Below are 25,441 nucleotides of genomic sequence, written 5' to 3'. Positions count from 1 at the left end.
CAAAGCCACTTCATCAGGCTAGTGCTGGTCATCACAAGTAGGACAACTGTGCCCCCGCGTCGTGACAACGGGGGTTCCATGCGTAGGGTTCGTAGGCGTGAATGCCGCATCTTCCGCACCCGCCGACCCGCTCCAGCGGATCGCGGAGCTGCCCGGCGTGGGCGCGGCCGTCGAGGACACGCGCGCCATCGTCGACCGGCTGCTCGGCCACCGCGTGCTGCGCCGGCGCAGCACCGACGTGTCGATGGAGGCCCTGGTCCGCGGCGCGCGGGCCTCCGCCGTGCTGGAGGGGGCCGATGTCACGCTCCAGGACGTGCGCTCTGGTGACTGCGAGGACCCTCGTGTCAAAGGCGCCCTGCGCGTCTCGGGTGAGCTGGGGACTCTGGTGGAGACCTGGCCCAAGGCGCCGCGTCAGGTCCTGGCCCGGCTGCACGCCCTAGCAGCGGCCGACGCCATCGCTGAAGACGCCCTCGGCCGCCCCCGCGACGGCGCGTCCGGAGCCGCGGCCGAGGACCCGCTGGGCATCGGACCGCCCCCCGCCGCCGACCACGTGGTGGAGCGCATCGAGGGGCTGGACGCCTTGCTGGCCGTCCGCACCTCTGTGCCCGCCTTGGTGGTCAGCGCGATCGTGCACGCCGAACTGCTCGCTGTGCGCCCGTTCGACTGGGGAAACGGCCTGGTGGCTCGTGCCGCGGAGCGGCTCACCCTGATTGAGCGCGGCCTTGACCCCAAAGCCCTCGTTCCCGCTGAGGTGGGCCACGCTGAGCTGCGCGAGGAGTACGGGCCCGCGCTGCGCGGCTATCTGACCGGGCAGCCCGACGGGGTGGGCGCTTGGGTGCGCTACTGCGCCCGAGCCGTCGCCGCCGGCGCCCGTGACTCGCTGGCGACCTGCGAAGCTCTCAAACGGGGCTAAAGCCACTGGTACACGTCGAGCCGGTACGCGAAATGCCAGAAATGCGAAGGATATTCACTGGGCACTGTCGGTGAAGATTTGTGACGTCTGGTGCCTCAAGGGAAAAAGTCCTACACCAGACAAAGTCGACAGCAGTCGGGAAGTGGCCGGGAAGTCCTGTCACAGTTCAATGACAGATCTGGGAACTCCGCCGGAGCTCACGCGACAGTAAACGGCGCCTCGTGCGGCGATGAGCTGTGCACGAGGCGCCGCCTCAAGTGCGTCGAACCGGGCTATCAGGCGTGCATCCTATCTTGTCCGACCAGGGGAAACCTGGCCTGGACGAGCCGCTCGCGGCTTTGGCGAGGCGTGGGTACCCGGCCGCCGCACCCTGTGAGCTTCCCCACTAGGTACTTCCCTTTGTACGCCTGACCACTGCACTTGAAAAGAGTCTCAGGCGAAGCATTTTCTTCCGAACCGACAAATCAACGTGGTAACGTTAAGTATTAGCCTTATTACGTGGTCGTGACCGCGCTTATACGGTTGGAGGAAACCATTCCTAAGGCTCTTGCCGGGAATCGGCCCCCTGCCTTACCAGGTGCGGCCACCTCCGCCGGACGTCAGCCGACGCTCCGGCCAGTAGGTATGAGTGACGCCATACCCGCTGTGCCGGCGTAGGCGACTTCTTCCCCCACAGACCTCATATGGAAACGGAGCCGGCTCTACCCCCCCGGAGCCGGACCGTTGGACGGCCCCCGCTCTCCCCCCGGCGGGGGCCGTCGCCTTTTACCAACTTTTTTCCAGTTCATAGGCGTGTCTTCGTCCTCGCGTGACGCAGCGCGACGGAGGGCAAAACTCCCGCTACGGCCATGGCAGTGAGGCCGAGCAGGGGAGGGAAAACCACCCGAGCCGTTTCGACGAGCGGTGCCCCGGCCGCGACGAACGGCCGGCCAGCGGTCGCCCGCCGGTCAACGAGGAGCCCCGAAAAGTCCCGGGAGCAGGGCTGCCCCCTCCGTCGCTCTCCCCTCGTGACCTCGCGCCAATGACCGCCGGTTTCGTCCTACACGGGTCACGGCCCGGTTCCGGCACAGTGCTGACTCCGTGCCTGACAGGCGAGGATTCCCGGCCGCCCCGCGGGACCGACGGGTTCCCGCTGCGCGGCGGACGGCCACGTCGCCTTGCCCACCACCCGCCCCACGTGCCAGCGGCACCGCGCTCTGCGGCCCCAGGCGGGACAGAGGCGGAGCCGAGACCGCACCACCATCTCCCCCCTTCACCGGCAACGCCGAACCTAACGACCACCTACAACATCACCGACACAAGCGATCCCCCGCCCGGAAGAGCGGAACACTCTCGCTGAAACCTCGGTAGCGGAACAGGCAGGGACAGGGCAGCGCCGAGGCGGTTCCAGAGGATGGCTGCGTGCGGTGGGCGCCGTGTGCGTGAGTGGGGAGAACCTGGTCTCCCCCGGCGGGGAGGTTATCCACAGCCGGTGAATCGGGCTTTCCCGTCGGGAGCGGCGTCACCGAATGTGGACGGTAGCCGCTTGCGCACGATCCGTCCGCGCCTTTCAGGGAGGCTGCCGTGGTCACCGACACCGCCGTACCCTTGCCGCGTCCGCTGCTCGTCACCGACGATCCCGAGTTGCTCGACGATCTTCTCCGATTGGCCGCAGCGGCCGACGTCGAGGTCACCGTGGCCCACACCGCCGCACACGCCGCCCGGGAGTGGAGGCGGGTACCGCTCGTGGTCGTCGGCACCGACCTCGTCGCCCCCGTGGCCACGCTGGAGCCCGAGCGTCACCCCAACGTCGTGGTCGTCGCGCGTGCCCCCGCCGTCGAGATGGCGCCCCCCACCCTTGCCGATGCCGATAACAGCGACCGCGCGTGGCGGGCCGTGCTAGGGGTGGGCGCTCGCGAACTGCTGTCGCTGCCTCACGAGGAATCGCGGCTAGTCGACCTCCTCGCCGAGACCACCGCCGCCGGAGAGGCCCGCGCCCCGCTCATAGCCGTGGTCGGCGGGCGGGGTGGGGCGGGGGCGAGCCTGCTGGCGGTAGCGCTCGCCCTCGCCGGTGTGCGCGCGAAGCTGCGTACCGTCCTGGTCGACGCCGACCCCCTCGGAGGCGGACTCGATCTCCTCATCGGCGACGAGCATGTGACAGGCGCGCGCTGGCACGAATTCAGCCAGCGGCGAGGGCGGATCAACTGGGAATCGTTGCGTGAAACGCTGCCGACCACACGCGGAGTGACCCTGCTGACCTGGCCTCGCGAGGCGTCCGCCGCGTCCCCGAGCGTCCCGCCCGAAGCCATGCGGGCGGTGCTGGCCTCCGCCGTGGTGGGAACCGACATGGTCATCACCGATCTCCCGCGGGCTATCGACCCCGCCGCCGAGGAGGTGCTGCGGCGCACCGGCACGGTGCTGCTCGTGGTGCCGGCCGAGGTCCACGCCGTCATCGCCGCCAGCCGCATCGTGCCCGCTCTGCGGGAACGGGTGGCCGACCTGCGCGCTGTCGTGCGTGGCGGCTGCCCTGAAGGGGTGTCCGCCGAGGCGGTCACCCTCACGCTCGGGGTGCCCCTGGCAGGCGAACTCGTCGACGAGCCGGACCTGTCCGACACGTTGGAGAAGGGACACACCCCCGCCACCGGTTCACGTTCGCCCTTGGCACGTTTCTGCGACTCCTTCCTCGCGCGTATGACCGTGCACGGACCGGCGCCGTAGCCCTCGGCTGTTCCTGCTTAGCTTCCTCGCTACGCCGCTGTGGTTCGCTGCGGCAGCACCGGCGGCACGGTGATCGGCACGGTTTCCCACGCGCGAAGGCAGTATGCAGCCCCGGTCGCGCTGCACCACCTCCTCGTCACGCTGCCCGCGCGGTCACCCCACAGTCGGGACCGAGCCCAGGCGCACCCCCAGCGGGGCAGCCGAGCGAGCAGGCTTCGCCGGCCATGTCACTCAGCCCGATCGCCTCTCCGGGGCCATCGCACCGGAGGGCAAGGAACCGCTCCTGTCTCTTCGCCACGAGGAAACGGTCCCGATTACATCTTCCGCTCCTACCGGGGGTGCGGCTTCGGCGACGTAGCGCACCCCCGACACCGAGCCTTCAGCCAATCGGCAGTCGCCCTTTCTGGGGCCACCACCCCGTCTACTCCGATTACTTCGATCATGAGGAGACCGAATATGGCCGCCGCCGTGCCCGCATCCGCCCCGATCCCAGCCACTCCCGGGGAGCCCGACCTGCTCAGCGCCGTACGCGCCCACCTGATCCGGGAGGGCGCCGAACCCACCCCCGCCCGTGTCGCAGCCGCGCTGCGCGCCGAGGGGGGTGTGCTTGGCGACGCCGAAGTGCTCGCGATCGTGCGGCAACTGCGCGCCGACCTCACCGGAGCGGGCCCACTCGACCCGCTGCTAACCGACCCCGACATCACCGACATCCTCGTCAACGGCCCCAGCGATATCTGGGTCGATGACGGAGCCGGACCACGCCGCGCCGCCGGCGTTCGCTTCCCCGACGACGATGCCGTGCGCCGGTTGGCCCAGCGGCTGGCCGCACAGGCGGGGCGGCGACTCGACGCCGCAGCGCCGTGGATCGACGCGCGGCTGCCCTCCGGGGCACGGCTGCACGCGGTGCTCGCCCCCGTCGCCCCCGACGGCACCTGCCTGTCGCTGCGGCTGCCCCGACCAACCGCGTTCTCGCTCGCCGAACTGGTTGCCGCCGGCAGCCTGACCGAAGCCGGCGCCCGCTTTCTGCGGACGCTCGTGCGAGCCCGGTTGCCCTTCCTCATCTGCGGCGGTACCGGCACCGGTAAGACCACGCTGCTGTCGGGGCTGCTGTCCCTCGTCTGCGAAGGGGAACGACTGCTTCTCGTGGAGGACTCCGCCGAACTGCGGCCCGACCACCACCACGTGGTCCGGTTACAGGCGCGCCCTCCTAACATCGAGGGCACCGGCGGGGTCGATCTGCACCAGCTCGTGCGGCAGGCGCTACGGATGCGCCCCGACCGGCTCGTGGTGGGCGAGGTTAGAAGCTCAGAGGTGGTTGATCTCCTGATCGCGCTTAACACCGGCCACGAGGGCGGCTGCGGCACCATCCACGCCAATACCGCTGCCGACGTGCCCGCCCGCATCGAGGCGCTGGGCTGTGCGGCAGGACTGAGCCGCGAGGCCGTGCACAGCCAACTCGCCGCAACCCGCGCCGTTATCGTGCATCTGGTGCGCGACCCCGGCGGGCTGCGCAGGCTCGCCGAGGTGTGTGTGCTGCGCCGCGACTCTTCCGGGCTGGTGCGGGCTGTCCCCGCGCTGTCGTTCCCCCGCGGGGAAGGAGACGGAAACGGTGGCCTTATCGAACACGAGGGGCTGGCCGACCTGCTAGCCCGCATGGGCCAAGAGTGGCGCCACCCCGAAGGATCGGAGGTCTCCCGGTGATCCTCGCGTTCCCGCCGGCCGGCCGCTCCGCGTTCGCCCACCTGCCGTGGCTGTTCTGGCCACCCCCTGAGGTCTGGCTGTGGTTGTTCGCCGTTGCGGCAGCCTCGTTCGTGGCCGTGCACGCGCTGCCATCCCCGCCGCGGGTCCGCCTCACGGCGCTCACCCGAGCCTCGAGGGCCGGCCGGGCGCGCCGCGCGGTCCACGCTGGCCACCTGGTGTGGCGCGCGCTTCGACGCCGCGCCGACCACTCCCTGGGGCGCGGCTCCGCCCAGTGGCAGCGGGCAACGGTCGACCTGTGCCGGGGCATGGCCACCGAACTGCGCGGCGGGCGCCCGCCGCCCACGGCACTGGCCGCTGCCGTCGCGGAGCTACCGCCAGAGGTGGCCAGCCGGTTGGCCCCGGTTGTCGCGGCGGCCAACACAGGCCACGACCCCACCACGGCGTTGCGCTCGGCCGCACGCCGCCCCGGCGCGGCCGGACTGAGCTACCTGGCCGCCTGCTGGCAGGTGGCCGCGGGCACCGGTGGCGGCCTGGCCCCCGTGGTTGAGCACCTCGCCGACGGACTTGCCGAGGCCGCCGCCCGCCGGGCTGAGCTCAACGCTCAGCTTGCCGGGCCACGTACGACCGCGCTGCTGCTGGCCGGCTTGCCCCTTGTGGGGCTGGCCATGGCAGCGGCCATGGGAGCCTCCCCTGTGGTGTTCCTGCTCACCACCCCGGTCGGTCTTGGGTGCCTCACCGCCGGCATCGTTTTAGAGCTGCTCGGGTTCTGGTGGGTCCAGCGCCTCGTCCGCCGCACCCTGGCCACACTCGACCCCTAACGCGCGCGTGCCCTGGTTGCCGGGCCCGGTACGGCTGCCGCCGCCGGGGCCGGCCACGAACTGGAGGACCTATGGCGCCGGTGACCATGGCTTTTCCCCTCGCGCTGCTGCTGGTCGCGGCCAGTGTCTGGCTCGCGCTAGGCGACGGCCGGTCGGGTGCCGAGCATCGGCTGGCCGCCCTCCTCCCGCCCGCCGGCGGCGCGCAGCGGCCACGGCGGCGCGACGAGTGGCGGCCGGGCGGCCTTGTCCGGCTGGCATTGGCCGGCCTGCCGGTTTTCACGCTGAGCCTGCTGCTCGGTCTCCCCGTGGGGCCGATGGTGGGGGTGGCAGCCGGCGCGGTCGTGTGGCGTCGGCTGGGTGGCGCGGCACGGCGGCGTGTCCGGGAGCGGCAGCACCACATGACGGCCGCTCTGCCGGTCGCCGTCGACCTGCTCGTGGCCTGCCTGCGCTCCGGTGGAACCGTGCCAGCATCCCTCGAGGCCGTAGCGCGCGCGGTCGGCGGGCCGCTGGGCGGTGAACTCGGCGAGGTCGCCCAACAGTTGCGCCTGGGCGCCGAGCCCGCCGTGGCGTGGCGCGCCGCCACCGGACCGCCCGAACTCCACGCGCTGGCCCGGACCCTCACCCGCGCCAGCGCCACCGGCGCGCCAGCGGCTGACCTGCTGCAACGCCACGCCACCGACTGTCGCCGTTCGGCGCGAGCGCGGGCGCTCGCCCTCTCACAACGGCTCGGTGTCCTCGTCGTCGCACCGTTGGGCCTGTGCTTTTTGCCAGCGTTCGTCCTTATCGGCGTGGTTCCGCTCGCGGTGGGGCTGCTCCCAGAGCTGCGTCTGTCTTGAGGGCGTGGGGACCGTCGCCAAGGGCATGAACTGTGCCATCGCGCTGGTGGCCAACCGCCGCTCTTGGAGCGATAATCGGGTTTCCCGCGACAATTCACCAGCTCATCGAGGGTTTTTGGTCAAGATTTGAGAGGTGGGGTGGGGAGCGGCCACCTCTCCTGCCGTGTGACTCGCGCCGCCGCGGCGGTGGTGTTCCCAAACCGCGCTGTGGAAGGGAAAACCGTTGAACGCCCGCCGCCGCCCTCCGGCTTTGAGGAGGGCGTGGCGTGCCGGCGTTGGGTGTCCTCACCGCAGGTAGCGGGCTTTGTCGGCGCCTCGGGCAGCGTCCGAGGGGATATACGTGATCTATCCTCAAAAAGGTGGGGTAATCCCCCCACCCTCCGTTGCGCCCGACCCTGCTGTCGTGGCGCTTCAGCCCAGGAGCCTTATGTGGCGGAGATCGAAATCCAACCAGTAACTCCCGCATCCGCGCATGACCGCTACGGTGACATCATCACTGCTCTCAGTGAACTCACCCAGGTCTTGGCTATCGAGGAATCGATGGAGGAGAGCCTGCAACGCATCCTCGTGCTGGCCATGCGGTTGATCCCCGGCTGTCACGCGGCCAGTATCACTGTGCTCGACGACAGCGGCATGCCTAAGACCATCGTGGCCACCGACGACGACACGTTCCGACTCGACCAAGGCCAGTATCAGCTTGACGACGGGCCGTGCCTGGACGCGGCGCGTCGGCACACCATCAACCGCTGCGATGTGGAAGCGGCCGAACAGGTGTGGCCGAGGTTTACCGAGATCGCCAAGTCCATGGGGCTGCGCAGCTATCTCTCGGCAGGGTTGGTCGTCGAAGGCCATCCCTTGGGAGCGCTTAACCTTTCCAGCCGCGAACCGGCCGGTTTCGACGCTCTCGACGAGGCATTCATTTCGATGTTCAGCACCCCGGTCGCCTCGGCCATCGCCGGGCGCGACCGTTACCAGCGCACCTCTGAACTCGCGGTGAACCTGGAGCGGGCGATGGACTCGCGCGCCGTCATCGACCGTGCCATCGGCATCGTCATGGCCCAGGCTCGCTGCGACGCCGACGTGGCCTTCGAGCGGCTGCGCACCGCGTCGAATAACCAGAACATCAAGCTGCGCGAGATCGCGGCGCGCGTCGTCGAACAGGTTCCGCACAACGGGAACGGAAGCCGGCGGTAGCAATGCCCTGGTGCCGCAGTGGGCGGCACAGCCACCCAAAGAATCACTTAATTCTGGCAAATCAGACGTAGCACGCTAGGTGTGTTTTACCGGCCGTGGACTAAACTCGCATTAGCACCGGGGTCTAGAAGCGGGCCCTCGGGCGCGGGGCGCCCCATCCTTCCGGCGCCCTCACACAATGCGCCCCACACCGGCAATTCGGTGCTTAGCTGGTCTCTTCATCAGGAGTCAGCAATGTCCGTCACCGATGTCAGCGCCGCACCAACGAACCGCCGGTCTGAACCGGCGCCAGAACATAGCGCACCCGAACAGACATCACCGTCACAGCGCAAGCGCGACGCAGAGGTCGCTGACCTCTTTCGGCGACTCAACCAGTTGCCCGACGACGATCCCGGCTGCGCCGAGATACGTGGGCGGATCGTCGAGCACTACATCGGGCTCGCTCGCCACATCGCATCGCGCTACGCCAACCGCGGCGAACCGACCGAGGACCTCGAACAGGCGGCCCTCCTCGGTTTGGTCAAGGCTGTCAACGGTTTCGATACCGAGCGCGGTCATGACTTCATCGCCTACGCCGTGCCCATGATGACAGGAGAGGTTAAGCGGCACTTCCGCGACAAAACGTGGGCTGTGCGCGTCCCGCGACGCCATCAGGAGAAGCGCAGCGAACTGAACCGCACCATCCACAGCCTCACCCAGCGACTGGGCCGCTCGCCTCGGATGGGCGAACTCGCCCACGAGATGGAGATGTCGGTGGACGACCTGTCGGAGTTGATGGAGGCATCTACCGCCTACAGCGCTCTCTCGCTGGACTCTCCCGCCAACGACGATGAGGGCAACGGCCTCAACCTCGGCGACACGATCGGCGGCCTCGACGGAACGCTCGAAGGAGTCGTGGAGCGCGAGGCCCTGCCCTCGCTGCTGCGCTCGCTGCCCGAGCGGGAACGCCGGATCGTGCTGCTGCGGTTCTTCGGAAACAAAACTCAAAGCGAGATCGCCGCCGACATCGGTATCTCGCAGATGCACGTGTCCCGTCTGCTCTCCAACGCTCTCGCCCGCATGCGCCGTGGCATGCTCGAAGACGGCTGAGGCGGTGGGCTCTCAGCGTTCGTGGCGGATGCGTTGCCGAACCCAGTACACGTTGAGTCCCGCCGCCAGGCACCCGGCCCCAAGGACGACAGTCAACGGGGTCGAGTGTGCCCACACGGCGGCGAGGACCGCACCGGCGAAGAGCACCACGGTGCCGAACAATGCCAGGAACAACCGGGAGCGCAGGGCACTGGCCGGCCGGTCGATACTGCCAAACGGTCCACGTATCCGACCCGCGCGCATCCCCTGGCCAGCCTCTCCCTCACAGTTCGTCCCGTTCCATCCTAGAGCGTGACGGATCGACACCTAGCGGGTCGGCGACCGACCTCCAACCGTGGGGTTCGCGTTTCGCGAACGGCGGTGACCTGCGAAGACACCGGCGTTTCGCTGCTCGGTGCAGGGGTACTGCGCCGAGCCAGAACACGCCTTGGCTCTCCGGGGAGGAAAGGACACGAAACCATGGAGCGTGGCAGCGACAAGCACGGCCCCAAGCTCGACGACGAGATGGAGAGTGAGATTCAGGGGGTCCTCAAGGGGAAGCAGCCTACGCGCGCCGACGAGGCGCGGGAGCCCGAGCCCACCGTCACCGAGGAGGGCGAGTCGGCCATCGCCGATCCTGAAGCGGTGGACGAAGAGGCCGAAACTCCCGACCGGCCGACCGAGTAGCCCGAGCCCGCACACCGTTCAGGCCCCTCGGGGTGTACTCGCCGCCGTGCGTCGTCCCATCGGCGTCACAGTGAGTGGAGCTACATCGGCCGGTGCGGCTGGGCACCTGGCCGCGGCAGCTCCTCCTGGCTGCCGCGGCCAGGTGCCCAGCCGTTTCCCCCACCGCTTGCAAGAGCGGGAGCCGGACCACCGCCAGTCTCGCGTGCCGCTCAAGAGCCGCCCTGACGCAGGGGCTGCGGCACCCCATGCACATGGGCGGGACAGTCCCCATCGCACCCATGGCCACCGCGGTGAACACCACTGCTCCCGACCCCGGTCACACCCGCCCGTGCGGCGCGGGGAACCGCCGGTTACCGCAGGCCGTGGTCGATCATGTCCAGCAGGCGACCGGACAGGTCGTCGGTCTTGGGGGGTGCGAGGCCGCGCAGGGGGCCATCGACCAGTAGCGTGGCCAGCCCGTGTACCGCCGACCAGGCGAGGAACTCGGCGCCGGGGCGACGCTCAGCGGTGAGAACCCCCGCCTCGACGAGTCCGTCCAGAGCTTGGCTCAGTAGTTGCAGCGGGGTTAGCCCGGTGTTTCCCGCTCGCTCGGGGCTGGTGGCGCTTTCCTGGTCGCTGGGCACGGCGAACGCCGTGCGGAACAGTTCCGGCTCGGTTTGGGCGAAGCGCAGGTAGCCGGTGCCCACGGCGCGCAGCAGCGCCCGCGCGACAGCGGAGGGATCACCCTCGCGGACCACCGTGTCCTGCTCCTCTTCGATCACCACTGCCAGTCTCGACTGGGCTGCCGAGCACACCGCCCTGAGCAAGGCGTCGCGGTCGGCGAAGTGCCGGTAGGCCGCGTTGGGGGCCACTCCCACCCGGCGGGTGGCCTCGCGCAACACCACCGCCTCTGGCCCGCCCTCGCGGGCCAGTTCGGTTCCGGCGGCCAGGAGTGCGTTGCGCAGATCGCCGTGGCGATAGGTGCTGCGTTTGGGCGGGTTAGCCGGCATTGTTCACCCCTAATGTGGATGGCGTCCACAATGTGTGCCATTGTAGACACCGTATACAAGATCCGTCCTCCGAGCATGGCCGTGCTGCACCGCCCGTCGTACGACGGGCGGTGCAGCACGGCACAAAGGAACCCACATGATGACCGTGATCGACCTCGAACCATCGGCGCGCCGGCTCACCGACTTGCTGGGGACGTTGGCCGACTCCCAGCTTTGGGCCCCTACCCCCTGCGAGGGCTACCGGGTGCGCGATCTCCTCGCTCACCTCCTCGACGTCACCTCCGCCTTCCGCGACGCCGCCACCAAGGTTGAAGGGGCCGCCGCCGCTCCCAGCGACGCCACCGCGGCCGAACTCGACCCGCACTGGCGCGAAACGCTGCCGCGGAGCATCGAAGCGATGGTGTTCGCCTGGCGCGACCCCGCCGCATGGGAGGGCACCGCGCGAGCGGGGGGACGCCTGCTGCCCGCCCCGATCGTGGGTAGGATCGCCGCCGGCGAGCTACTGCTGCACGGTTGGGACCTCGCTCGCGCCACCGAGCAGCCTTTCTCCTGCGACTCCCGGACGGCCGAAGCCTCCCTGCACGTCATGAGCCTTTCAGCCAACGACAGCGACCAGCGGGAACGGCAGGGGCTGTTCGGCCCGCCCGTCGAGGTCTCTGCCGACGCTTCTCTACTCGACCGCACCATAGCCATGAGCGGCCGAAACCCCCAATGGGCCCCCATCTGACCTCCGTCGCCCACCATCGGCGTTGCCACCATCATGCTGGAGTTCGTCGGGGCGGCCGTCTGCCGATAATCATGCCCCTCCAGACCGATCGCTCGATCATCTCTGTTGGTTTCATTTTCCTCGGATAGCCAGCACACTCTTTGACAGGGCGCGGCGTATGGGCACGGTGCATGGTTCGATATTTGTTTAGCCTGCGCTCGGCGGAGTGGCCGCTCCGCTCGGTTGCCTCGGGCTCCTGTGAGCCCGGCAGACTCTTCGGTTGGCTTCCTTTGTAGCTAGGAGCCTCCGTCGATGGCGGACACCCTGAACCCCAGCCTGTCGGTGGAATGTGCCAACCGGGGATCAAACAGGGGCGCCGTGGACTTGCGGTCCCCTGGGGCCCAACGGGATCGTTGCGTACTGCGTCGCCTTCTATTTCGCTTCGCACTCACCAATGCTGTACCGCATTCACGGTGGTCAGGTGCGTGGCTACGAGCAAGGCCAGCGCCTCTTGTGTATCTGATGACCCGAGTCTCCCGTGTGATCGACCCCAGCGTGCACCACCTCGCTACCTGCGTTAACGATGCCGCCGACGCCGAAATGGTGGCGCGACACCTGGCGGACTGGAGCTCACGCAAACGGGCGCTGTTTCGCCTCTTTGACGTTGCCGCGGCACTAGATGGCTTGAAGCGGACAGAACTACTGACCGGGGCCTGAGAACACGCGCCGCGGCGGTTGCCGTCAGCGCGCGAGGTCAGACCGCGTCCAAGGCTGCGGGCAGCGCAGCCTCGTAGGTGGCGCGCAGTTCCGGGAGGGGAAGGTCGACGCTCCCCGCGGGGTGGGTGATGCGCACGGCCGTGCCACCGACTGTGCCGATCGCTGTCGCGGGGACACCGTGGCGATCGCACAGCTCGGTGAGCGCCGCCTCGGAACCGGGGTGCACGACCACGAGCGCTCGCGCAGCCGACTCGCTGAACAGTGCCGTGACCGCGTCGCCGGCCACCTGCACCGCACAGCCGACCCCGCCGCGCAGCGCCGACTCCGCCAGCGCCACGGCCAGCCCGCCGTCGGAAAGGTCGTGGGCAGCGGCGGCCAGCCCCGTGGCCGCGGCCTCGCCGAGCACCCGCGCCAGCGCGGCCTCAGCGGCCAGGTCCACCCGCGGCGGCTGGCCACCCAGGTGGTCGTGGATGACACTGGCCCACGCCGAGCCGCCCAGCTCCTCGCGGGTCTCACCCAGCAGTACGATGCTCGCCCCCTCGGTCGCTGCTGGAAAGGCCGAGGTCAGTCGGGTGTTGACGTCGTCGATGACCCCCAGCACGCCGATCACCGGCGTGGGGTGGATCGCGGTGGCCCCCGTCTGGTTGTAGAAGCTCACGTTGCCGCCCGTGACCGGCGTTCCCAGCTCCTGGCAGGCGTCGGCCAGACCGCGCGTGGCCTCGGCGAACTGCCACATGACCCCCGGATCTTCCGGAGAGCCGAAGTTGAGACAGTTGGTCACCGCCAGCGGACGGGCCCCCGTGGCCGCCACGTTGCGGTACGCCTCGGCGTAGGCGAGCTGCGTGCCCGCATAGGGGTCGAGCCGGGTATAGCGTCCGTTGCCGTCGGTGGCCAACGCGACCCCGCGGTCACCGGTGTCGGCGACCCGAATCACGCCGCTGTCGTGCGGGGTAGCCAGTACCGTATTGCCCAGCACGTAGCGGTCGTACTGCTCGGTGACCCACCCGGCGTCGCAGATCCCGGGCGAGCCCACTACCGTCAGTACCTGTTCCCGCAGTTCGGCGTCGCTCACCGGCCGCGCCAGCCGCGCCGGCGTATCGGTTTGGAGCGCGTCCTGATCGGCGGGTTTGTGGTAGGGCCGCTCGTAGACGGGGCCCTCGTCGGAGGCGGTGCGCGGCGGCAGGTCGACGACGGTCTCGCCGTGCCAAGTCATGACCAGACGCCCACCCCGCTGGTCCTCCTCCCCGGTGACCTCGGTGACCTCACCGATCACGGTGGCCAGGATGTCCCACTTGGCGCACGTGTCCAGGAACGCTTCGAGCTTGCCGGGCTCGACGACGGCCATCATGCGTTCTTGCGACTCGCTCATGAGGATCTCCTCAGGCGTGAGCCGCGGGTCCCGCAGCGGCACCCGATCGAGGGCGATACGCATCCCGCCAGTGCCGCCGGCGGCCAGTTCGGTCGTGGCACACGACACCCCCGCCGCGCCGAGGTCCTGGATGCCCACCACCAGATCCCGCTCGAACAGTTCCAGGCTGCACTCGATGAGCAGCTTCTCCAGGAACGGGTCGCCCACCTGCACGCTGGGCCGTTTGGCGTGACTCTCAGCATCGAAATTGGCGCTGGCCAACACTGACGCGCCGCCGATGCCGTCGGGGCCGGTCGTCGCGCCGAACAGCACCACCTTGTTACCCGGCCCCGGAGCCTGGGCCAGCTTGATGCCGTCGTGGCGCATCACCCCCACGCACAGCGCGTTGACCAACGGGTTGGCCGAATAGCCGGGGTCGAAACCGAGCTCGCCGCCGATGTTGGGCAGGCCGAGACAATTGCCGTAGAAGGAGATGCCCGAGACCACACCCGGCAGCACCCGGTGGGTGTCGGCGGCCTCGGCCGGGCCGAAGCGCAGCGCGTCCATGACCGCCACGGGCCGCGCGCCCATGGTGAGAATGTCGCGGACAATGCCACCCACGCCGGTGGCCGCGCCCTGGTGCGGCTCGACGTAGGAGGGGTGGTTGTGCGACTCGATCTTGAAGGTGACGGCGTAGCCGTCGCCCACGTCGACCACACCGGCGTTTTCCCCCATACCGACCAGCAGCGCGTCACTGTGCGGCGCCTTTGCCCCGAACTGGCGCAGGTGGGTCTTGGAGCTCTTGTAAGAGCAGTGCTCGCTCCACATCACCGAGTAGATGGCCAGCTCAGCGGAGGTAGGGCGACGCCCAAGGATGGTGCGTACGCGCGCGTACTCGTCGTCCTTCATCCCCAGTTCGGCGAAGGGCTGCGGGGTGTCCGGGCTGGTTTCGGCGCGAGAGACGGTGTCGAGCTGTGATGTTTCGGTCATGCGGCGCGGGTTTCCGTTCGATGGTGATGCGACAGCGGGTGGCTGGTGCGTCAGGATGTGGGAGCGGTACTGGGCACGTCGATCTGGGCGTGCACGATGACGAGACCGGCCGTGGAGTCCTCGGTGAAGGGTTCGGTGTTACCCCGCACCACGAAGGAGCCGTTCGTCATCGCGGAGTCGGCCAGCGCGACCTGGTCGGGGTCGGTCTCCCCCTGTGGCAGCATCCGTCCCCACCCCTGAGAGAGGAGGTGGTTGTAGACGGTTTCGATGGTCTGTTCGCCGTCGAACTCGTCGCTGCTCAACGCCACAGCCCGGTAGCATTCGGCCGCTGAGCAGCGCTCACCGAGGTCGGTGTAGCTGACGCCATCGGGTTCGTTGCCGAGGACCGACAGTTCCGGCGCGGGCGGCAGCGACTCCGAGGTCGCCGCCGGCGGGGTGGCAGAAGGCGCGGTGAGCGCGTTGATCAGCCCAAACCCCGCCGTGGTCACCAAGCCGGCCGTGGCGAGCGCGACCAGGATGTACCCGGCTTTGCGTGAGCGCAGCAGCTCCATCATGGCCATCATGAGCCGCGATCCCCCGGACGTGGTGTGGACAGTGCGGGCACGATGTCAGCGGGCGACCGCACCGGCCGCTACCGGCCGTTCGCCGGTCAGGTGGGCCAGCACCGAGGTGAAGAACCCCAGCCCGTCCACGGAGGGGCCGGTGAGCGCCGAAATGGCGTGCTCGGGGTGGGGCATGAGCCCCACGACGTTGCGGTGCTCGTTGGTGACGCCGGCGATGTCGCGCCGCGAGCCGTTGGGCGTCTGCCCGGCGTAGCGCAGCACCACACGGCCTTCGGCTTCGAGCTTGTCCAGCGTGGCGGTGTCGGCCGTGTAGTTGCCCTCGTTGCTCTTCAGCGGGATCAACAGTTCCTGCTCCGCACGGTAGGCCCCGGTCCAGGCTGTGTCCGTCGCCGTCATGCGGATGGGCTGATCGCGGCAGATGAACCGCTGCCCGGCATTGCGGGTGAGCGCACCCGGCAGCAGGTGACTTTCGCACAGCACCTGGAAACCGTTGCAGATACCCAGCACCGGCAGGTCTCCCGACTGTGCGGCGGGCACGATCTCGCTCATGATCGGCGCGAAGCGCGCGATGGCGCCACAGCGTAGGTAGTCGCCGTAGGAGAAGCCGCCGGGCAGGACCACGGCGTCAACCCCCTTAAGGTCGGCGTCGCCGTGCCACAGGGACACGGGCTCGCCGCCGGCGGTGCGCACGGCGCGAGCGGCGTCCCGGTCGTCGAGAGAACCGGGAAACGTGACGACGCCCACACGAGCAGCCATGAGGACTCTCCGTATGTCGTGAAGGTGCAACAGTGGGGGCGACGCGCGAGCGCGGCCGTCCCCGAACAGCTCATCCGCCCCCGAGGTTACCCGCTGGCTCGTCGCGCGGTGTCGTCCGGCGGTGCGGTCCTGCTCAGCACGGCACCGCGGTCCATGCGCGCTGCTGGGGTACGCGCGACAGCGGGGCGCACCGCAGGTGCTTGTCCAGGTGTACGGCCGTGCCTCCGCCGGGCAGTTGGGTGAAGGTGACCCGGTCCATGAGTTCCCGCATCAAGAGAATTCCCCTGCCCGCCTCCGATTCGGGGCCGGGGAGGGGGACCTCATCGGCGTTGAAACCGGTACCGGTATTGATCACACGAAGGGTACAAAATTCACTTCGAATTCGTGTTGATACTTCATAGTGGGGGGCAGGGGCACCGTGGTCGATGACATTCGCACACGCCTCGGAACAGGCCAGCAAAATATCGGTAAGGCAATCAGCGCATACCCCGTGAGTACGAAGTGCTCCGCCGATGAATTCGCGGGTCACGGGAACCGTGTACGCTTCCCGAGGCAGCGCGATTGAGAATCTCACGTCCATCGGTCGCCCCCACAGCCATCGATACAATACAGAGGGTTCCCCTCGCGCATTGTCCGAAACCGGGTTGAATAGCGTAACCACATGTGGCCATGTCTCGCGGCGCGTTTTTCCCGGTATCACAGGGCTTAGCGTGTCCGATGTCTCGTCGGCAGTTCTGACTCTGGCGAGAGGCCGGTGTCCCTGGGGGTGTGGAACCGAGGACCGGGGGTTATTCCACGTGCACTTCAAAGTCCTCGATGACCGGGTTGGCCAGCAGGGTCTCGGCTAGGCGGCGTACGTCAGCCAGCTTGGCGTCGTCGACTTCGCCCTCGACATCCACCTCGAACCGTTTGCCCTGTCGGACATGGGAGACCCCCGAGAAGCCCAGCCGCTGGCAGGCGCCCACGATCGCCTGCCCCTGGGGGTCCAGGATTTCGGGTTTGAGCATGACGTCCACGATGACGCGGGCCACGGGTTCCTCCACTGGTGTCGCTGGTGCGCTGCGCATCCGTGCTTGGCCGCACTGACCGGTAAGCGGGTGTGCTCCCCACGCGGGAAAGCAGCAAGAACCCTACGGCACCGCTGGGTGCCGCCGCGACGCTGGATGTGCTCGATGCGCTCGCGTGCCGCCTGGTTCATCCTCGCACCGGTGCCTTGTGGAAGCGGCTAGGCCCCTACGGCGGTTGTTGCGTATCGTTACCCATGGCGGCGGGCGGGAAAGAATGGATCGCGGCGTAGTGGGCAGCGGCACAGTGAGGTGGTCACAGGGCCGCACGAGGCACGGGAAGCCCGCTCTCGCCCGAGTTGTGGCGCTGGCTACCGGCGAGGAGAGGCAGCCAGTGACACGTGTCACTCCTGCCCCTGTCATCATGGGATGCCCTTTTCTGCGTCTATCCATATGGTAGCGATCCCACGGTCGTCCTTAGGGGGAAATTTTGACGACCATCGAACTTGACCGAGCCTCTGAGCCTGGAGAGGAGACCGGGAACACGGACTTCGTCACGGCTGTCACACCCTACGCCGACCAGCTCTACCCCATGGCGCTGCGGATGACCCGCAATTCCGCCGACGCCGAAGACCTGGTGCAGGAGACCTTCGCGAAGGCCTTCGCGAGTTTCCACCAATTCCGTGCCGGTACCAACCTGCGGGCCTGGCTTTACCGAATCCTTACCAACACCTTCATCAACGGGTACCGTAAGAAGCAGCGCGAGCCGCGCCAGGAGATGACCGACGAGATCAAGGACTGGCAGCTTGCCGCGGCCGACACCCACGCCTCTACAGGCTCCCGCTCCGCCGAGGCAGAGGTCATGGACCGGCTCCCCGACATGGCCATCCGGCGCGCCCTTGCCCGGATTCCAGAGGAGTTCCGGCTGGTCGTCTACTTGATCGACATCGAGGGGTACTCCTACAAGGAGGCCGCCTCGCTTATGGAAACCCCGCTGGGGACGGTTATGTCCCGGCTCCATCGGGCCCGTCGGCAACTACGTGAGCTGCTGGCCGACTACGCGCGTCGCCCCAGCCGCACCTCTGCCGCAGAGGTCTAGAGCGTTGCTCCGGTCCCCGTAGCGGACCGTTCCTCGTCACGTTTGGTAACCGTTGCCGAGCGTCTCATCTCGCTTCTTCGACTGGCTATGCCACCACGTTGACACCATCGGCTCCGACGACCCGCACTGCCGCGCGCCGCTGCCGTCTTCCTTGGTCGACCAACTTTTTCGTTGGATGTCCTTGTAAAAGATAGGAAGACCTGTTACTTGCGCTTTCGTTTTTCTTGGGGATGATGAAGCCAGCGGCGAATAAGGGGAGTGGGGTCTTGCGCTGCCTATGGTGAGGTCTGTCACGATGGCGCAAAGGGGCGCCCACTCAGACCCGTTACCCCGGGTGAGCGGGCGGATAGCCGCCGACCAACGACACCCCGTTACGTCGGCCCTAAAACCCGAGGAGCGACACGTGTCCGTCACTCATGAGGAACCGGAGCTTATTCAGCTTCTGACCCCGACAGGTGAGCTACGCGAGCATCCCGACTATCCGCTCGACATCGGCGATGAGGAGATGCGCGGGCTCTACCGAGACCTCGTACTGGTACGGCGCCTCGACACCGAAGCGGTTGCCCTTCAGCGCCACGGTGAATTGGGCCTATGGGCCTCGCTGTTGGGTCAGGAAGCCGCTCAGATCGGCTCCAGCCGTGCCATGCGCCCCAACGACATGGCCTTCCCCTCTTATCGGGAACACGGCGTGGCCTGGTGCCGGGGGATCGAGCCCCGCAACATACTCGCCCTGTTCCGGGGAGTGACCAACGGCGGCTGGGACCCCCACGAGCACAACTTCCACCTCTACACGATCGTCATTGGTAGCCAGACGCTGCACGCCACCGGCTATGCCATGGGCATCCAGCGTGACGGTGAACTCGGTGAGGACGGCAGCGCGGTCATCGTCTACTTCGGCGATGGCGCCACCAGCCAAGGCGACACCAATGAGGCGTTCAACTACGCGGCCATCACCAACGCCCCCGTCGTGTTCTTCTGCCAGAACAACCAGTGGGCCATCTCCGAACCCTCCGAACGCCAGACCCGCGTCCCCCTCTACCAGCGTGCCGCGGGGTTCGGTTTCCCCGGGCTGCGCATCGACGGCAACGACGTTTTCGCCTCGCTGGCCGTCACGCGAGCAGTGCTCCAGCAAGCGCGCGAGGGGCAGGGACCGACTCTGGTCGAGGCCTTCACCTACCGCATGGGTGCCCACACCACCTCCGATGACCCCACTCGTTACCGGGTCACCGCCGAGCTGGAGGAGTGGAAGCGCAAAGACCCCATCCTGCGGCTGCGCACGTTCCTGACCAACAACGGCATCGCTGACGACACGTTTTTCGCCACGGTCGACGACGAGGCCGAGAAACTGGGAGAGACGGTGCGCGCCGACTGTCACTCCCTGCCCGAGCCCAGCCCGCTGGACATCTTCCGCGATGTCTACGCCGAACCCAACATCCACATCGACCGTCAGCGAGCCGAGTTCGCCGACTATCTCGCCTCCTTCGAGGGCGCCGACGCGGAAGGGGGACAGTAAGCATGACGGGCACGCAACTGACCATCGGTAAGGCTGTCAACGAGGGGTTGCGGCGCGCCATGGAGGCCGACCCCAAGGTCCTCGTCATGGGTGAGGACATCGGCAAACTGGGCGGGGTGTTCCGGGTCACCGACGGGCTCTACAAGGACTTCGGTGCCGATCGCGTCATCGACACCCCCCTCGCCGAGTCGAGCATCCTCGGCACCGCTATCGGCTTGGCGATGCGCGGCTACCGACCGGTGTGCGAGATCCAGTTCGACGGGTTCTTCTTCCCCGCCACCAACCAGACCTTCACGCAACTCGCCAAGATGCACTACCGTTCCGCCGGCCGGTTGCCCATGCCGGTCGTGCTGCGCATCCCCTATGGCGGTGGCATCGGCGCCGTCGAGCACCACAGCGAGTCGCCCGAGGCCTACTTCGTCCACACCGCCGGGCTGCGCGTGGTATCCGTGGCCACGCCCCAAGACGCCTACTGGATGATCCAGCAGGCCATCACCTGTGAAGATCCGGTCGTCTTCTTTGAACCCAAGCGCCGCTACTGGGACAAGGCCGAGGTCGCCACCGACGCCGACCCCGGCAGTGCCACACCCATGGGTGCGGCGCGGGTGGCCCGTCCGGGCGAGGACGTCACACTCGTGGCCTACGGTGCTATGGTCACCACCGCCCTACAGGCCGCCGAGGCCGACGACGAGCGCTCCATCGAGGTCATCGACGTGCGTTCGCTGTCGCCGGTAGATTACGACACCGTTTTCGCTTCGGTGCGGCGTACCGGTCGCCTGGTGGTCGCCCACGAGGCGCCGTTGAGCAACGGCATCGGCGCAGAGATCGCGGCGCGCGTCACCGAAGCCTGCTTCTACCACCTGGAGGCCCCCGTCATCCGGATCAGCGGGTTCGACACGCCCTACCCGCCTTCCCGGCTGGAGGAGCACTACCTGCCTGATCTTGACCGTGTTCTCGACGGCGTCGACCGCGCGTGGGCGTACTAGCTTAGAGCCAGGTGATCGCGACAGATGACTCGAAACGGTGTGCACCAGTTCCGACTCCCCGACGTGGGGGAGGGGCTGACCGAAGCCGAAGTGCTTTCCTGGAACGTCCAGCCCGGTGACGAGATCGCCGTCAACCAGATCGTGTGCGAGATCGAGACCGCCAAAGCGGCCGTGGAGCTGCCCAGCCCCTACGCGGGCACAGTGACCGAGCTGCTCGTCGAGGCCGGCACCACGGTCGCCGTGGGAACCCCCCTCTTGCAGATCGACACCGGCGGCGAGACCGCCGGCACCGACACCGAGGCCGCGCAACCGGCTGAATCCGGCGCTCCCCCCTCCCAAGACAGCCCAGCGGAGAGCGACAGCAGGCAGCCCGTTCTGGTCGGCTACGGTGTCAAGGCGGGAGCCACCCGCCGCAGGGCGCGCAAGAGACCAGCTCCGGCCACGTCCGCGCCCCCGCCTCCGGTCAACGGCGGTCGCGAGCCGGTGGCGGCCAAGCCGCCCGTGCGCAAACTCGCCAAAGACCTCGGGGTCGACCTGCACAGCGTGTCGCCCACAGGAGCGGGTGGCACCGTCACCCGTGACGATGTGCGCCGCGCCAGCCGGCAGGAGGCCGTCCCCCAAGCGGAACCGGCACCGTCCGCTCCCCCCGAAGCCGAGCAGGCGCCGCCGGCGGCCGCCCCGCCGTTGGAGGAGCGCATCCCGATCAAGGGAGTGCGCAAACACACGGCCACGGCCGTGGCCGGCAGCGCGTTCACCGCGCCGCACGTGACCGAGTTCTTGCAAGTCGACGTCACCAACACGGTCCATGCCGTGGCCAAGCTCCGCGAGCGCCCCGAGTTCGCCGAGGTCCGCGTGTCCCCCTTGCTGTTGGTGGCGCGCGCCCTGCTGATGGCGGTGCGCCGCCATCCCGAGATCAACGCCTCCTGGGACGAGGAAGCTCAGGAGATCGTGGTCAAGCGCTACGTCAATCTCGGGGTTGCGGCGGCCACCCACCGCGGTCTCGTCGTTCCCAACATCAAAGACGCCGACCGCAAGCCGCTGCCGGAGTTGGCCGGGCGACTCAACGAGCTCACCGAAACCGCTCGCGCGGGCAAGACCACCCCCGCCGACATGACCGGTGGCACCATCACCATCACCAATGTCGGGGTGTTCGGCGTCGACGCCGGCACTCCCATCCTCAACCCCGGCGAGGCGGCGATCCTGGCTTTCGGGCAGATCCGCGACATGCCTTGGGTCCACGAGGGGGAGTTGGCTGTGCGCAAGGTCACCACGCTGTCGCTGTCGTTCGACCACCGCATGGTCGACGGCGAGTTGGGCTCCGCTGTGCTGCGGGACGTGGGCACGGTGCTGGCCGACCCGGAGACGGTCGCGCTGGCGTGGGGGTGAACCGCCCGAGCCGGGGCTTGGCGGGGCACCAGTGACAGTGCGGCACGGTACGCTCTCGATGAACCGACCGTGTCGGTGGGCGGGGAAGCACAACGCTCTCCCGCCCACCCCCGGCCGCCCCGTGCTCGGTTGCGCGCCCGCGGGAACCGATGTCGTGGGGCGTGCGTCGAATACAGGGCACCGGCTCCGGGCTTTCGGGGCCGGTTTCCGACCCCTGTGGAGCCAGAAACCCCATGCGATTGCGCGAGACCACCCTCACGTTCACGACGTGGATGACGGTCCTCGCCACATCGGCGTGCATTCCCGCCTCGGGCTCCCCCGGCACCTCTAAAGGGGGAGAGTCCACCGAGGAGCCCGTCGTGGCACAGGCCCTCTCCAACGACGGTACGCCCATGCCTGAGGGGCCTTTTGTCCGTGAGGGCTACACCGGCCGGCTTGGCCAGGACCTGCATGCGCGCGTGGAGGTCGAGGCGGTGGAGCGCCATCCTGAGCGCACCCTGGTGCGGCTGCTGGTCACCAGCTTGGAGGATGAGCCGCAGGTGGGCACGAACCTGTTCGCCGGGGGCGGCCCCGCCGACGGCACCCTGAGCGGGTTTCAGCTCATCGACACGGTGGGGCAGCGCCGCTACGACGTCGTCCACGCCGAGGGTCGGACCTCTCTCGACAGTCACCGCGGCTCGCAGTTTCCCGCCGGCTTCTCATGGCAGCCCGGCGTCACCTACGAGCTCGCGGTCTACTTCCCGGCGCTTCCGGCCGATGCCGAGCGCATCACCGTGCACGTTCCGGGGAGTTTCGGCGCATACAGCGGGGTCCCCGTCACAGACGTCGCCGAGCCCGCCACCCCGCCCACAGCCGTCCCCGATCCCAGCCCCACGGCGGGCGAACAGGTCACGCTGCCGGTGCGGGCCGAACCCTTCGACGTCAGCGATGCCCCTGGCGTGGACCTTTACGGCGTCACCGAGGATGTTGTCCAGGACCGCGATGCCACGAGCCGGCGGGAGGCGGTGACGCTGCGCGCCGATGTGTTGTTCGAGGGCGGTGAGGTCGTGCTGAGCGAGCGGGCCGCCGAACTGCTCGACGACGTCGTGGCCCGGATCGCCGACCGTGCCGCTACCGGCCAGGGCCCGATCCGTATCACCGGCCACACCGACGGCACGGGACAGGACGCCCAAGAGCGGCGCCAGCTTGCCGCCGCCCGAGCCGGGGCGGTGCGTGCCCTGCTCGCCCGCGAACTCGCCGCCGACCACACCTACACCGTCGAAGGGGTCGGCTCGGCCCAGCCCGCCGTTGTCGAAAGCGAGCAGGCCACGGCCGCTGCCGACACCGACGAGGGCGACGAGAGCGACAGTCAGGAAGGTCGGCAGGAGGAGCAGGACGAACAGAGTGGCGACGGGGAGACAACGGCCGAGGCCCCGCTGCCGCGCGGGGAACAGACAGTGGCGTGGGCGCGAGCGCAGAACCGCCGGGTGGAGATTTCCTATCCGGTCGCGGCCCCTGACCGGCACGACAGTGGTGAGGACGCCACTGAGGCCACCGGGGAGGATGACGCCGGGACGGCCACCGAGGGCGCCGACGACGCGCAGCCGGCAGGGCCGCAGGAGGACGAGGACGGCACCGAGATCCAGCAACACATCGCCCGTACCGAGGCCGACGAGGCCGGTGCGGCCGGGCTGTTCCGCACCTACGGCCAGGACCCGGTCTACTCGGCCAGCACCGACGACACGCCCGACGCGCGCCCCTGGACCATCGATATCTTCCCGTTCTACCGCGACGGGGCCTACATCGTCGCGAACTTCCGGCTGACCAACAACGGCGCGGATTTCGGCGCCACCCCCGAGAGCTTCTTCGGCAACCGCTGGGGTGGTTTCGCTGACTTCAGCGCCATCGACCCCGGCAACGGCACCATCTACCGTGAGGTGCGGCCGGGCCACGACGAGGTTGTGGCCAACGTCGGTACCCACCCCTTCCCCACGGCGCTCGCCGCCGAGACGCCGATGTATGGCTACTTCTACCTCCCGGCACCACCGGAGGAGGTCACCTCGTTGACCTTCGACGCCGGTCCCTTCGGCCAGTTCCCTGGCGTGCCCATCGCCGTGCGGGCTCCTGAGGTTCGCCGGGTCAGGTGAGCGGCAGCGCCGTCGGGGCCGCGTTCCTCCGGCTTTGGCTGTGATTCGGGTGAACGCCTCGCGGCGCGTCGCAGGACGCGGGTTCGGATGTGGCGGCCTCGAGTTCCTCAGAGTCCGATATTGGCAGAATCCGGCCATCTGGGGTGGGCATGCAACCACGAGCCGCACGATTCCGTCGTATCTGGTGTCCGGCTCAGAACGTGACGCAGCGGATGGCCACGGGATCAATGGCGATCCCGACCCCGGCGGCGTCGTTCACCGCTGTCCTACGGCGGAGGGACGGCTAAGGAGGAGCGGCGCCGCCGCTTCACTCACGGTGCTGGGCAGCCATCGCTGTCCGCGGCCGGCGGAAGGGGGAAAGCACCGCGCTGCGCCGCAACAGGCACTGGCCGTTGCGCGTGGCGGTGCTGGAAAGGCCCGCAGTGCGCCGTTGCGGCGCCTGGTGGGGGAGAGAAACCCGTTTTCTCAGGGGGAGAGGGTAGGTGCTGCGTCAGGGGCGGTCTCAGGCGGCTGAGAGGCTGAACGCGGGCATCTGGGGGGAGGAGAAGGGGCGTAGCAGCGCCGCTGCTCCAGCGGGGTCGTTGGCGGGGTGGGTGAACGTGGAGCCGAGGAGATCGCTCCAGATGAACTTGCCGTCGCGACACCACACGTTGATCCCGTCGTGGATCGAGATCACGGCCATGTCGGAGCTTCCTGCCCGGTACATCGGTAGCGCGGTGACCGCCATCAGCTCTTTCCACAGCGCGGTGATCGCTTGATCGGCGCGGAAGGCGTGGCGGGGCGGGCGTTTGACGTGGGCCGCCGCCGCGATCTTGGCCCGCAGTGATCGGGGGTTGTTCAAGCGCGGATGACTCAAGAACGTCTCCTCATGTGGTTCGGGTCCCGCGGGGACGGCCAAGAGCGGCAACTCGGCCACGCCGGGCCGGCAGCGAGCCCATCGTGTTCCAGCGGCCAGGTGACCGCCGGATACCGGTGGTCACCTGCCAGATGGCGGTGAGCCACAAGAACTCCACAAAGATGAGAAAGATGAGAGGCAACGGGCGTCCTGTTACCTCATGTTTATGGTTGCGAATCCGGATAGTAGCAGGATTCGCCCCGTAAGGGGCGAGGGGAAAAAATGTCGGCCATCTCACAGGGGGGCGGCGGCGTTCTGTCGTGATCTGGTAGCGCGGCAGTATTTTCCCTGGTCATTCCCGTATTTCCGTGAGCGCGTCGTGTAATCGAGGTGGAGTGTCACCTTCCCCTGGCACACTCCGGCCATCAGGGGAAGCCCTGAGTGCCGCGCTGTCCCGCCCCATATAGCAGGGGTTTCCCGGGGGTGAACGCCACCCGTCGGATCTGAGA

23 protein-coding genes are annotated in these 25,441 nt (G+C 68.4%); 15 read left to right on the top strand and 8 right to left on the bottom strand.

The features are described from left to right. Nucleotides 1-97: 97 nt before the first annotated feature. From ABD848_RS04625 to ABD848_RS04595, 7 genes are all read left to right on the top strand, one after another. Nucleotides 98-913: a Fic family protein gene (locus ABD848_RS04625; protein WP_344967647.1), complete on the top strand. Its 816-nt coding sequence runs from the start codon at nucleotides 98-100 to the stop codon at nucleotides 911-913. Between the two features lie 1,563 nt (nucleotides 914-2,476). After that, nucleotides 2,477-3,610 carry a septum site-determining protein Ssd gene (gene ssd / locus ABD848_RS04620; RefSeq protein WP_344967645.1) on the top strand — a complete coding sequence of 378 codons (1,134 nt, stop codon included), beginning with the start codon at nucleotides 2,477-2,479 and terminating at the stop codon, nucleotides 3,608-3,610. Between the two features lie 456 nt (nucleotides 3,611-4,066). Then, nucleotides 4,067-5,311 carry a TadA family conjugal transfer-associated ATPase gene (locus ABD848_RS04615; protein WP_344967643.1) on the top strand — a complete coding sequence of 415 codons (1,245 nt, stop codon included), beginning with the start codon at nucleotides 4,067-4,069 and terminating at the stop codon, nucleotides 5,309-5,311. Next, complete coding sequence (locus tag ABD848_RS04610) at nucleotides 5,308-6,129, top strand: type II secretion system F family protein (protein ID WP_344967641.1); 822 nt, start codon at nucleotides 5,308-5,310, stop codon at nucleotides 6,127-6,129. Before ABD848_RS04615 ends, ABD848_RS04610 begins: the two co-directional genes overlap by 4 nt. A gap of 71 nt (nucleotides 6,130-6,200) precedes the next feature. After that, entirely contained in the window at nucleotides 6,201-6,965 is a 765-nt protein-coding gene (locus ABD848_RS04605) for a type II secretion system F family protein (protein WP_344967639.1), read from the top strand. Between the two features lie 429 nt (nucleotides 6,966-7,394). After that, nucleotides 7,395-8,159 (top strand): GAF and ANTAR domain-containing protein, encoded by a 765-nt coding sequence (locus tag ABD848_RS04600; protein ID WP_344967637.1) that lies wholly within the window; start codon nucleotides 7,395-7,397, stop codon nucleotides 8,157-8,159. Nucleotides 8,160-8,393: 234 nt separating this feature from the next. Continuing rightward, nucleotides 8,394-9,248, top strand: a complete 855-nt coding sequence (locus tag ABD848_RS04595) for an RNA polymerase sigma factor SigF (protein ID WP_344967635.1) — start codon at nucleotides 8,394-8,396, stop codon at nucleotides 9,246-9,248. Nucleotides 9,249-9,260: 12 nt separating this feature from the next. On the opposite strand, the gene ABD848_RS04590 is transcribed toward ABD848_RS04595, so the two are convergent. Further along, nucleotides 9,261-9,491, bottom strand: a complete 231-nt coding sequence (locus ABD848_RS04590; protein ID WP_344967633.1) for a hypothetical protein — start codon at nucleotides 9,489-9,491, stop codon at nucleotides 9,261-9,263. 216 nt (nucleotides 9,492-9,707) lie between these two features. Between ABD848_RS04590 and ABD848_RS04585 the strand changes: the two genes are divergently transcribed. Further along, on the top strand, nucleotides 9,708-9,914 hold the full coding sequence (locus tag ABD848_RS04585) for a hypothetical protein (RefSeq protein ID WP_344967631.1): 207 nt from the start codon (nucleotides 9,708-9,710) through the stop codon (nucleotides 9,912-9,914). A gap of 350 nt (nucleotides 9,915-10,264) precedes the next feature. Here the strand turns inward: ABD848_RS04585 and ABD848_RS04580 are convergent, their stop codons facing one another. After that, on the bottom strand, nucleotides 10,265-10,903 hold the full coding sequence (locus tag ABD848_RS04580) for a TetR/AcrR family transcriptional regulator (protein WP_344967629.1): 639 nt from the start codon (nucleotides 10,901-10,903) through the stop codon (nucleotides 10,265-10,267). 136 nt (nucleotides 10,904-11,039) lie between these two features. Here ABD848_RS04580 and ABD848_RS04575 point away from each other — a divergent pair, with 136 nt between their 5' ends. Beyond that, nucleotides 11,040-11,630 carry a TIGR03086 family metal-binding protein gene (locus tag ABD848_RS04575; protein ID WP_344967627.1) on the top strand — a complete coding sequence of 197 codons (591 nt, stop codon included), beginning with the start codon at nucleotides 11,040-11,042 and terminating at the stop codon, nucleotides 11,628-11,630. A gap of 328 nt (nucleotides 11,631-11,958) precedes the next feature. After that, nucleotides 11,959-12,132: a DarT ssDNA thymidine ADP-ribosyltransferase family protein gene (locus tag ABD848_RS24980; protein WP_425567429.1), complete on the top strand. Its 174-nt coding sequence runs from the start codon at nucleotides 11,959-11,961 to the stop codon at nucleotides 12,130-12,132. A gap of 231 nt (nucleotides 12,133-12,363) precedes the next feature. Here the strand turns inward: ABD848_RS24980 and purL are convergent, their stop codons facing one another. From purL to purS, 5 genes are all read right to left on the bottom strand, one after another. Then, nucleotides 12,364-14,664, bottom strand: a complete 2,301-nt coding sequence (gene purL, locus ABD848_RS04570; protein ID WP_344967625.1) for a phosphoribosylformylglycinamidine synthase subunit PurL — start codon at nucleotides 14,662-14,664, stop codon at nucleotides 12,364-12,366. 50 nt (nucleotides 14,665-14,714) lie between these two features. Beyond that, nucleotides 14,715-15,227: a hypothetical protein gene (locus ABD848_RS04565; protein ID WP_344967623.1), complete on the bottom strand. Its 513-nt coding sequence runs from the start codon at nucleotides 15,225-15,227 to the stop codon at nucleotides 14,715-14,717. Between the two features lie 45 nt (nucleotides 15,228-15,272). Beyond that, nucleotides 15,273-15,983, bottom strand: coding sequence for a phosphoribosylformylglycinamidine synthase subunit PurQ (gene purQ, locus ABD848_RS04560; protein ID WP_344967621.1), 711 nt, complete (start codon nucleotides 15,981-15,983; stop codon nucleotides 15,273-15,275). Between the two features lie 133 nt (nucleotides 15,984-16,116). Continuing rightward, a complete protein-coding gene (locus ABD848_RS04555) occupies nucleotides 16,117-16,563 on the bottom strand; it encodes an ATP-binding protein (protein WP_344967619.1) in 447 nt (148 codons plus the stop codon). Between the two features lie 208 nt (nucleotides 16,564-16,771). Then, nucleotides 16,772-17,014: a phosphoribosylformylglycinamidine synthase subunit PurS gene (gene purS, locus ABD848_RS04550; protein ID WP_344967617.1), complete on the bottom strand. Its 243-nt coding sequence runs from the start codon at nucleotides 17,012-17,014 to the stop codon at nucleotides 16,772-16,774. 463 nt (nucleotides 17,015-17,477) lie between these two features. Here purS and ABD848_RS04545 point away from each other — a divergent pair, with 463 nt between their 5' ends. From ABD848_RS04545 to ABD848_RS04525, 5 genes are all read left to right on the top strand, one after another. Beyond that, a complete protein-coding gene (locus ABD848_RS04545; RefSeq protein ID WP_344967615.1) occupies nucleotides 17,478-18,086 on the top strand; it encodes a sigma-70 family RNA polymerase sigma factor in 609 nt (202 codons plus the stop codon). Nucleotides 18,087-18,489: 403 nt separating this feature from the next. Continuing rightward, nucleotides 18,490-19,599 (top strand): pyruvate dehydrogenase (acetyl-transferring) E1 component subunit alpha, encoded by a 1,110-nt coding sequence (gene pdhA, locus ABD848_RS04540; RefSeq protein ID WP_344967613.1) that lies wholly within the window; start codon nucleotides 18,490-18,492, stop codon nucleotides 19,597-19,599. A 2-nt stretch (nucleotides 19,600-19,601) separates the two neighbouring features. Beyond that, nucleotides 19,602-20,585, top strand: coding sequence for an alpha-ketoacid dehydrogenase subunit beta (locus ABD848_RS04535; protein ID WP_344967611.1), 984 nt, complete (start codon nucleotides 19,602-19,604; stop codon nucleotides 20,583-20,585). 24 nt (nucleotides 20,586-20,609) lie between these two features. Then, nucleotides 20,610-21,971, top strand: a complete 1,362-nt coding sequence (locus ABD848_RS04530) for a dihydrolipoamide acetyltransferase family protein (protein ID WP_344967609.1) — start codon at nucleotides 20,610-20,612, stop codon at nucleotides 21,969-21,971. Between the two features lie 233 nt (nucleotides 21,972-22,204). Next, the gene (locus ABD848_RS04525) at nucleotides 22,205-24,097 is read left to right on the top strand and encodes an OmpA family protein (RefSeq protein WP_344967607.1); all 1,893 of its coding nucleotides are present in this window, start codon (nucleotides 22,205-22,207) and stop codon (nucleotides 24,095-24,097) included. A gap of 502 nt (nucleotides 24,098-24,599) precedes the next feature. Here the strand turns inward: ABD848_RS04525 and ABD848_RS04520 are convergent. After that, nucleotides 24,600-24,953: a hypothetical protein gene (locus ABD848_RS04520; RefSeq protein ID WP_344967605.1), complete on the bottom strand. Its 354-nt coding sequence runs from the start codon at nucleotides 24,951-24,953 to the stop codon at nucleotides 24,600-24,602. Nucleotides 24,954-25,441: the final 488 nt, after the last annotated feature.

Source organism: Salinactinospora qingdaonensis (assembly GCF_039539445.1).
In the GTDB taxonomy this organism is placed as follows: Bacteria; Actinomycetota; Actinomycetes; order Streptosporangiales; family Streptosporangiaceae; genus Salinactinospora; species Salinactinospora qingdaonensis.
This window is presented reverse-complemented; position numbering and strand designations above follow the sequence as displayed.

Coding starts and splice junctions, on each gene's coding strand:
- ABD848_RS04525 (WP_344967607.1), top strand. CDS start 22,205: ATGCGATTGCGCGAGACCACCCTCACGTTCACGACGTGGATGACGGTC.
- ABD848_RS04585 (WP_344967631.1), top strand. CDS start 9,708: ATGGAGCGTGGCAGCGACAAGCACGGCCCCAAGCTCGACGACGAGATG.
- ABD848_RS04565 (WP_344967623.1), bottom strand. CDS start 15,227: ATGATGGCCATGATGGAGCTGCTGCGCTCACGCAAAGCCGGGTACATC.
- ABD848_RS04580 (WP_344967629.1), bottom strand. CDS start 10,903: ATGCCGGCTAACCCGCCCAAACGCAGCACCTATCGCCACGGCGATCTG.
- ABD848_RS04615 (WP_344967643.1), top strand. CDS start 4,067: ATGGCCGCCGCCGTGCCCGCATCCGCCCCGATCCCAGCCACTCCCGGG.
- ABD848_RS04605 (WP_344967639.1), top strand. CDS start 6,201: ATGGCGCCGGTGACCATGGCTTTTCCCCTCGCGCTGCTGCTGGTCGCG.
- purQ (WP_344967621.1), bottom strand. CDS start 15,983: ATGGCTGCTCGTGTGGGCGTCGTCACGTTTCCCGGTTCTCTCGACGAC.
- ABD848_RS04575 (WP_344967627.1), top strand. CDS start 11,040: ATGATGACCGTGATCGACCTCGAACCATCGGCGCGCCGGCTCACCGAC.
- ABD848_RS04590 (WP_344967633.1), bottom strand. CDS start 9,491: ATGCGCGCGGGTCGGATACGTGGACCGTTTGGCAGTATCGACCGGCCG.
- ABD848_RS04530 (WP_344967609.1), top strand. CDS start 20,610: ATGACTCGAAACGGTGTGCACCAGTTCCGACTCCCCGACGTGGGGGAG.
- ABD848_RS04595 (WP_344967635.1), top strand. CDS start 8,394: ATGTCCGTCACCGATGTCAGCGCCGCACCAACGAACCGCCGGTCTGAA.
- ABD848_RS04555 (WP_344967619.1), bottom strand. CDS start 16,563: ATGGACGTGAGATTCTCAATCGCGCTGCCTCGGGAAGCGTACACGGTT.
- purL (WP_344967625.1), bottom strand. CDS start 14,664: ATGACCGAAACATCACAGCTCGACACCGTCTCTCGCGCCGAAACCAGC.
- ABD848_RS04535 (WP_344967611.1), top strand. CDS start 19,602: ATGACGGGCACGCAACTGACCATCGGTAAGGCTGTCAACGAGGGGTTG.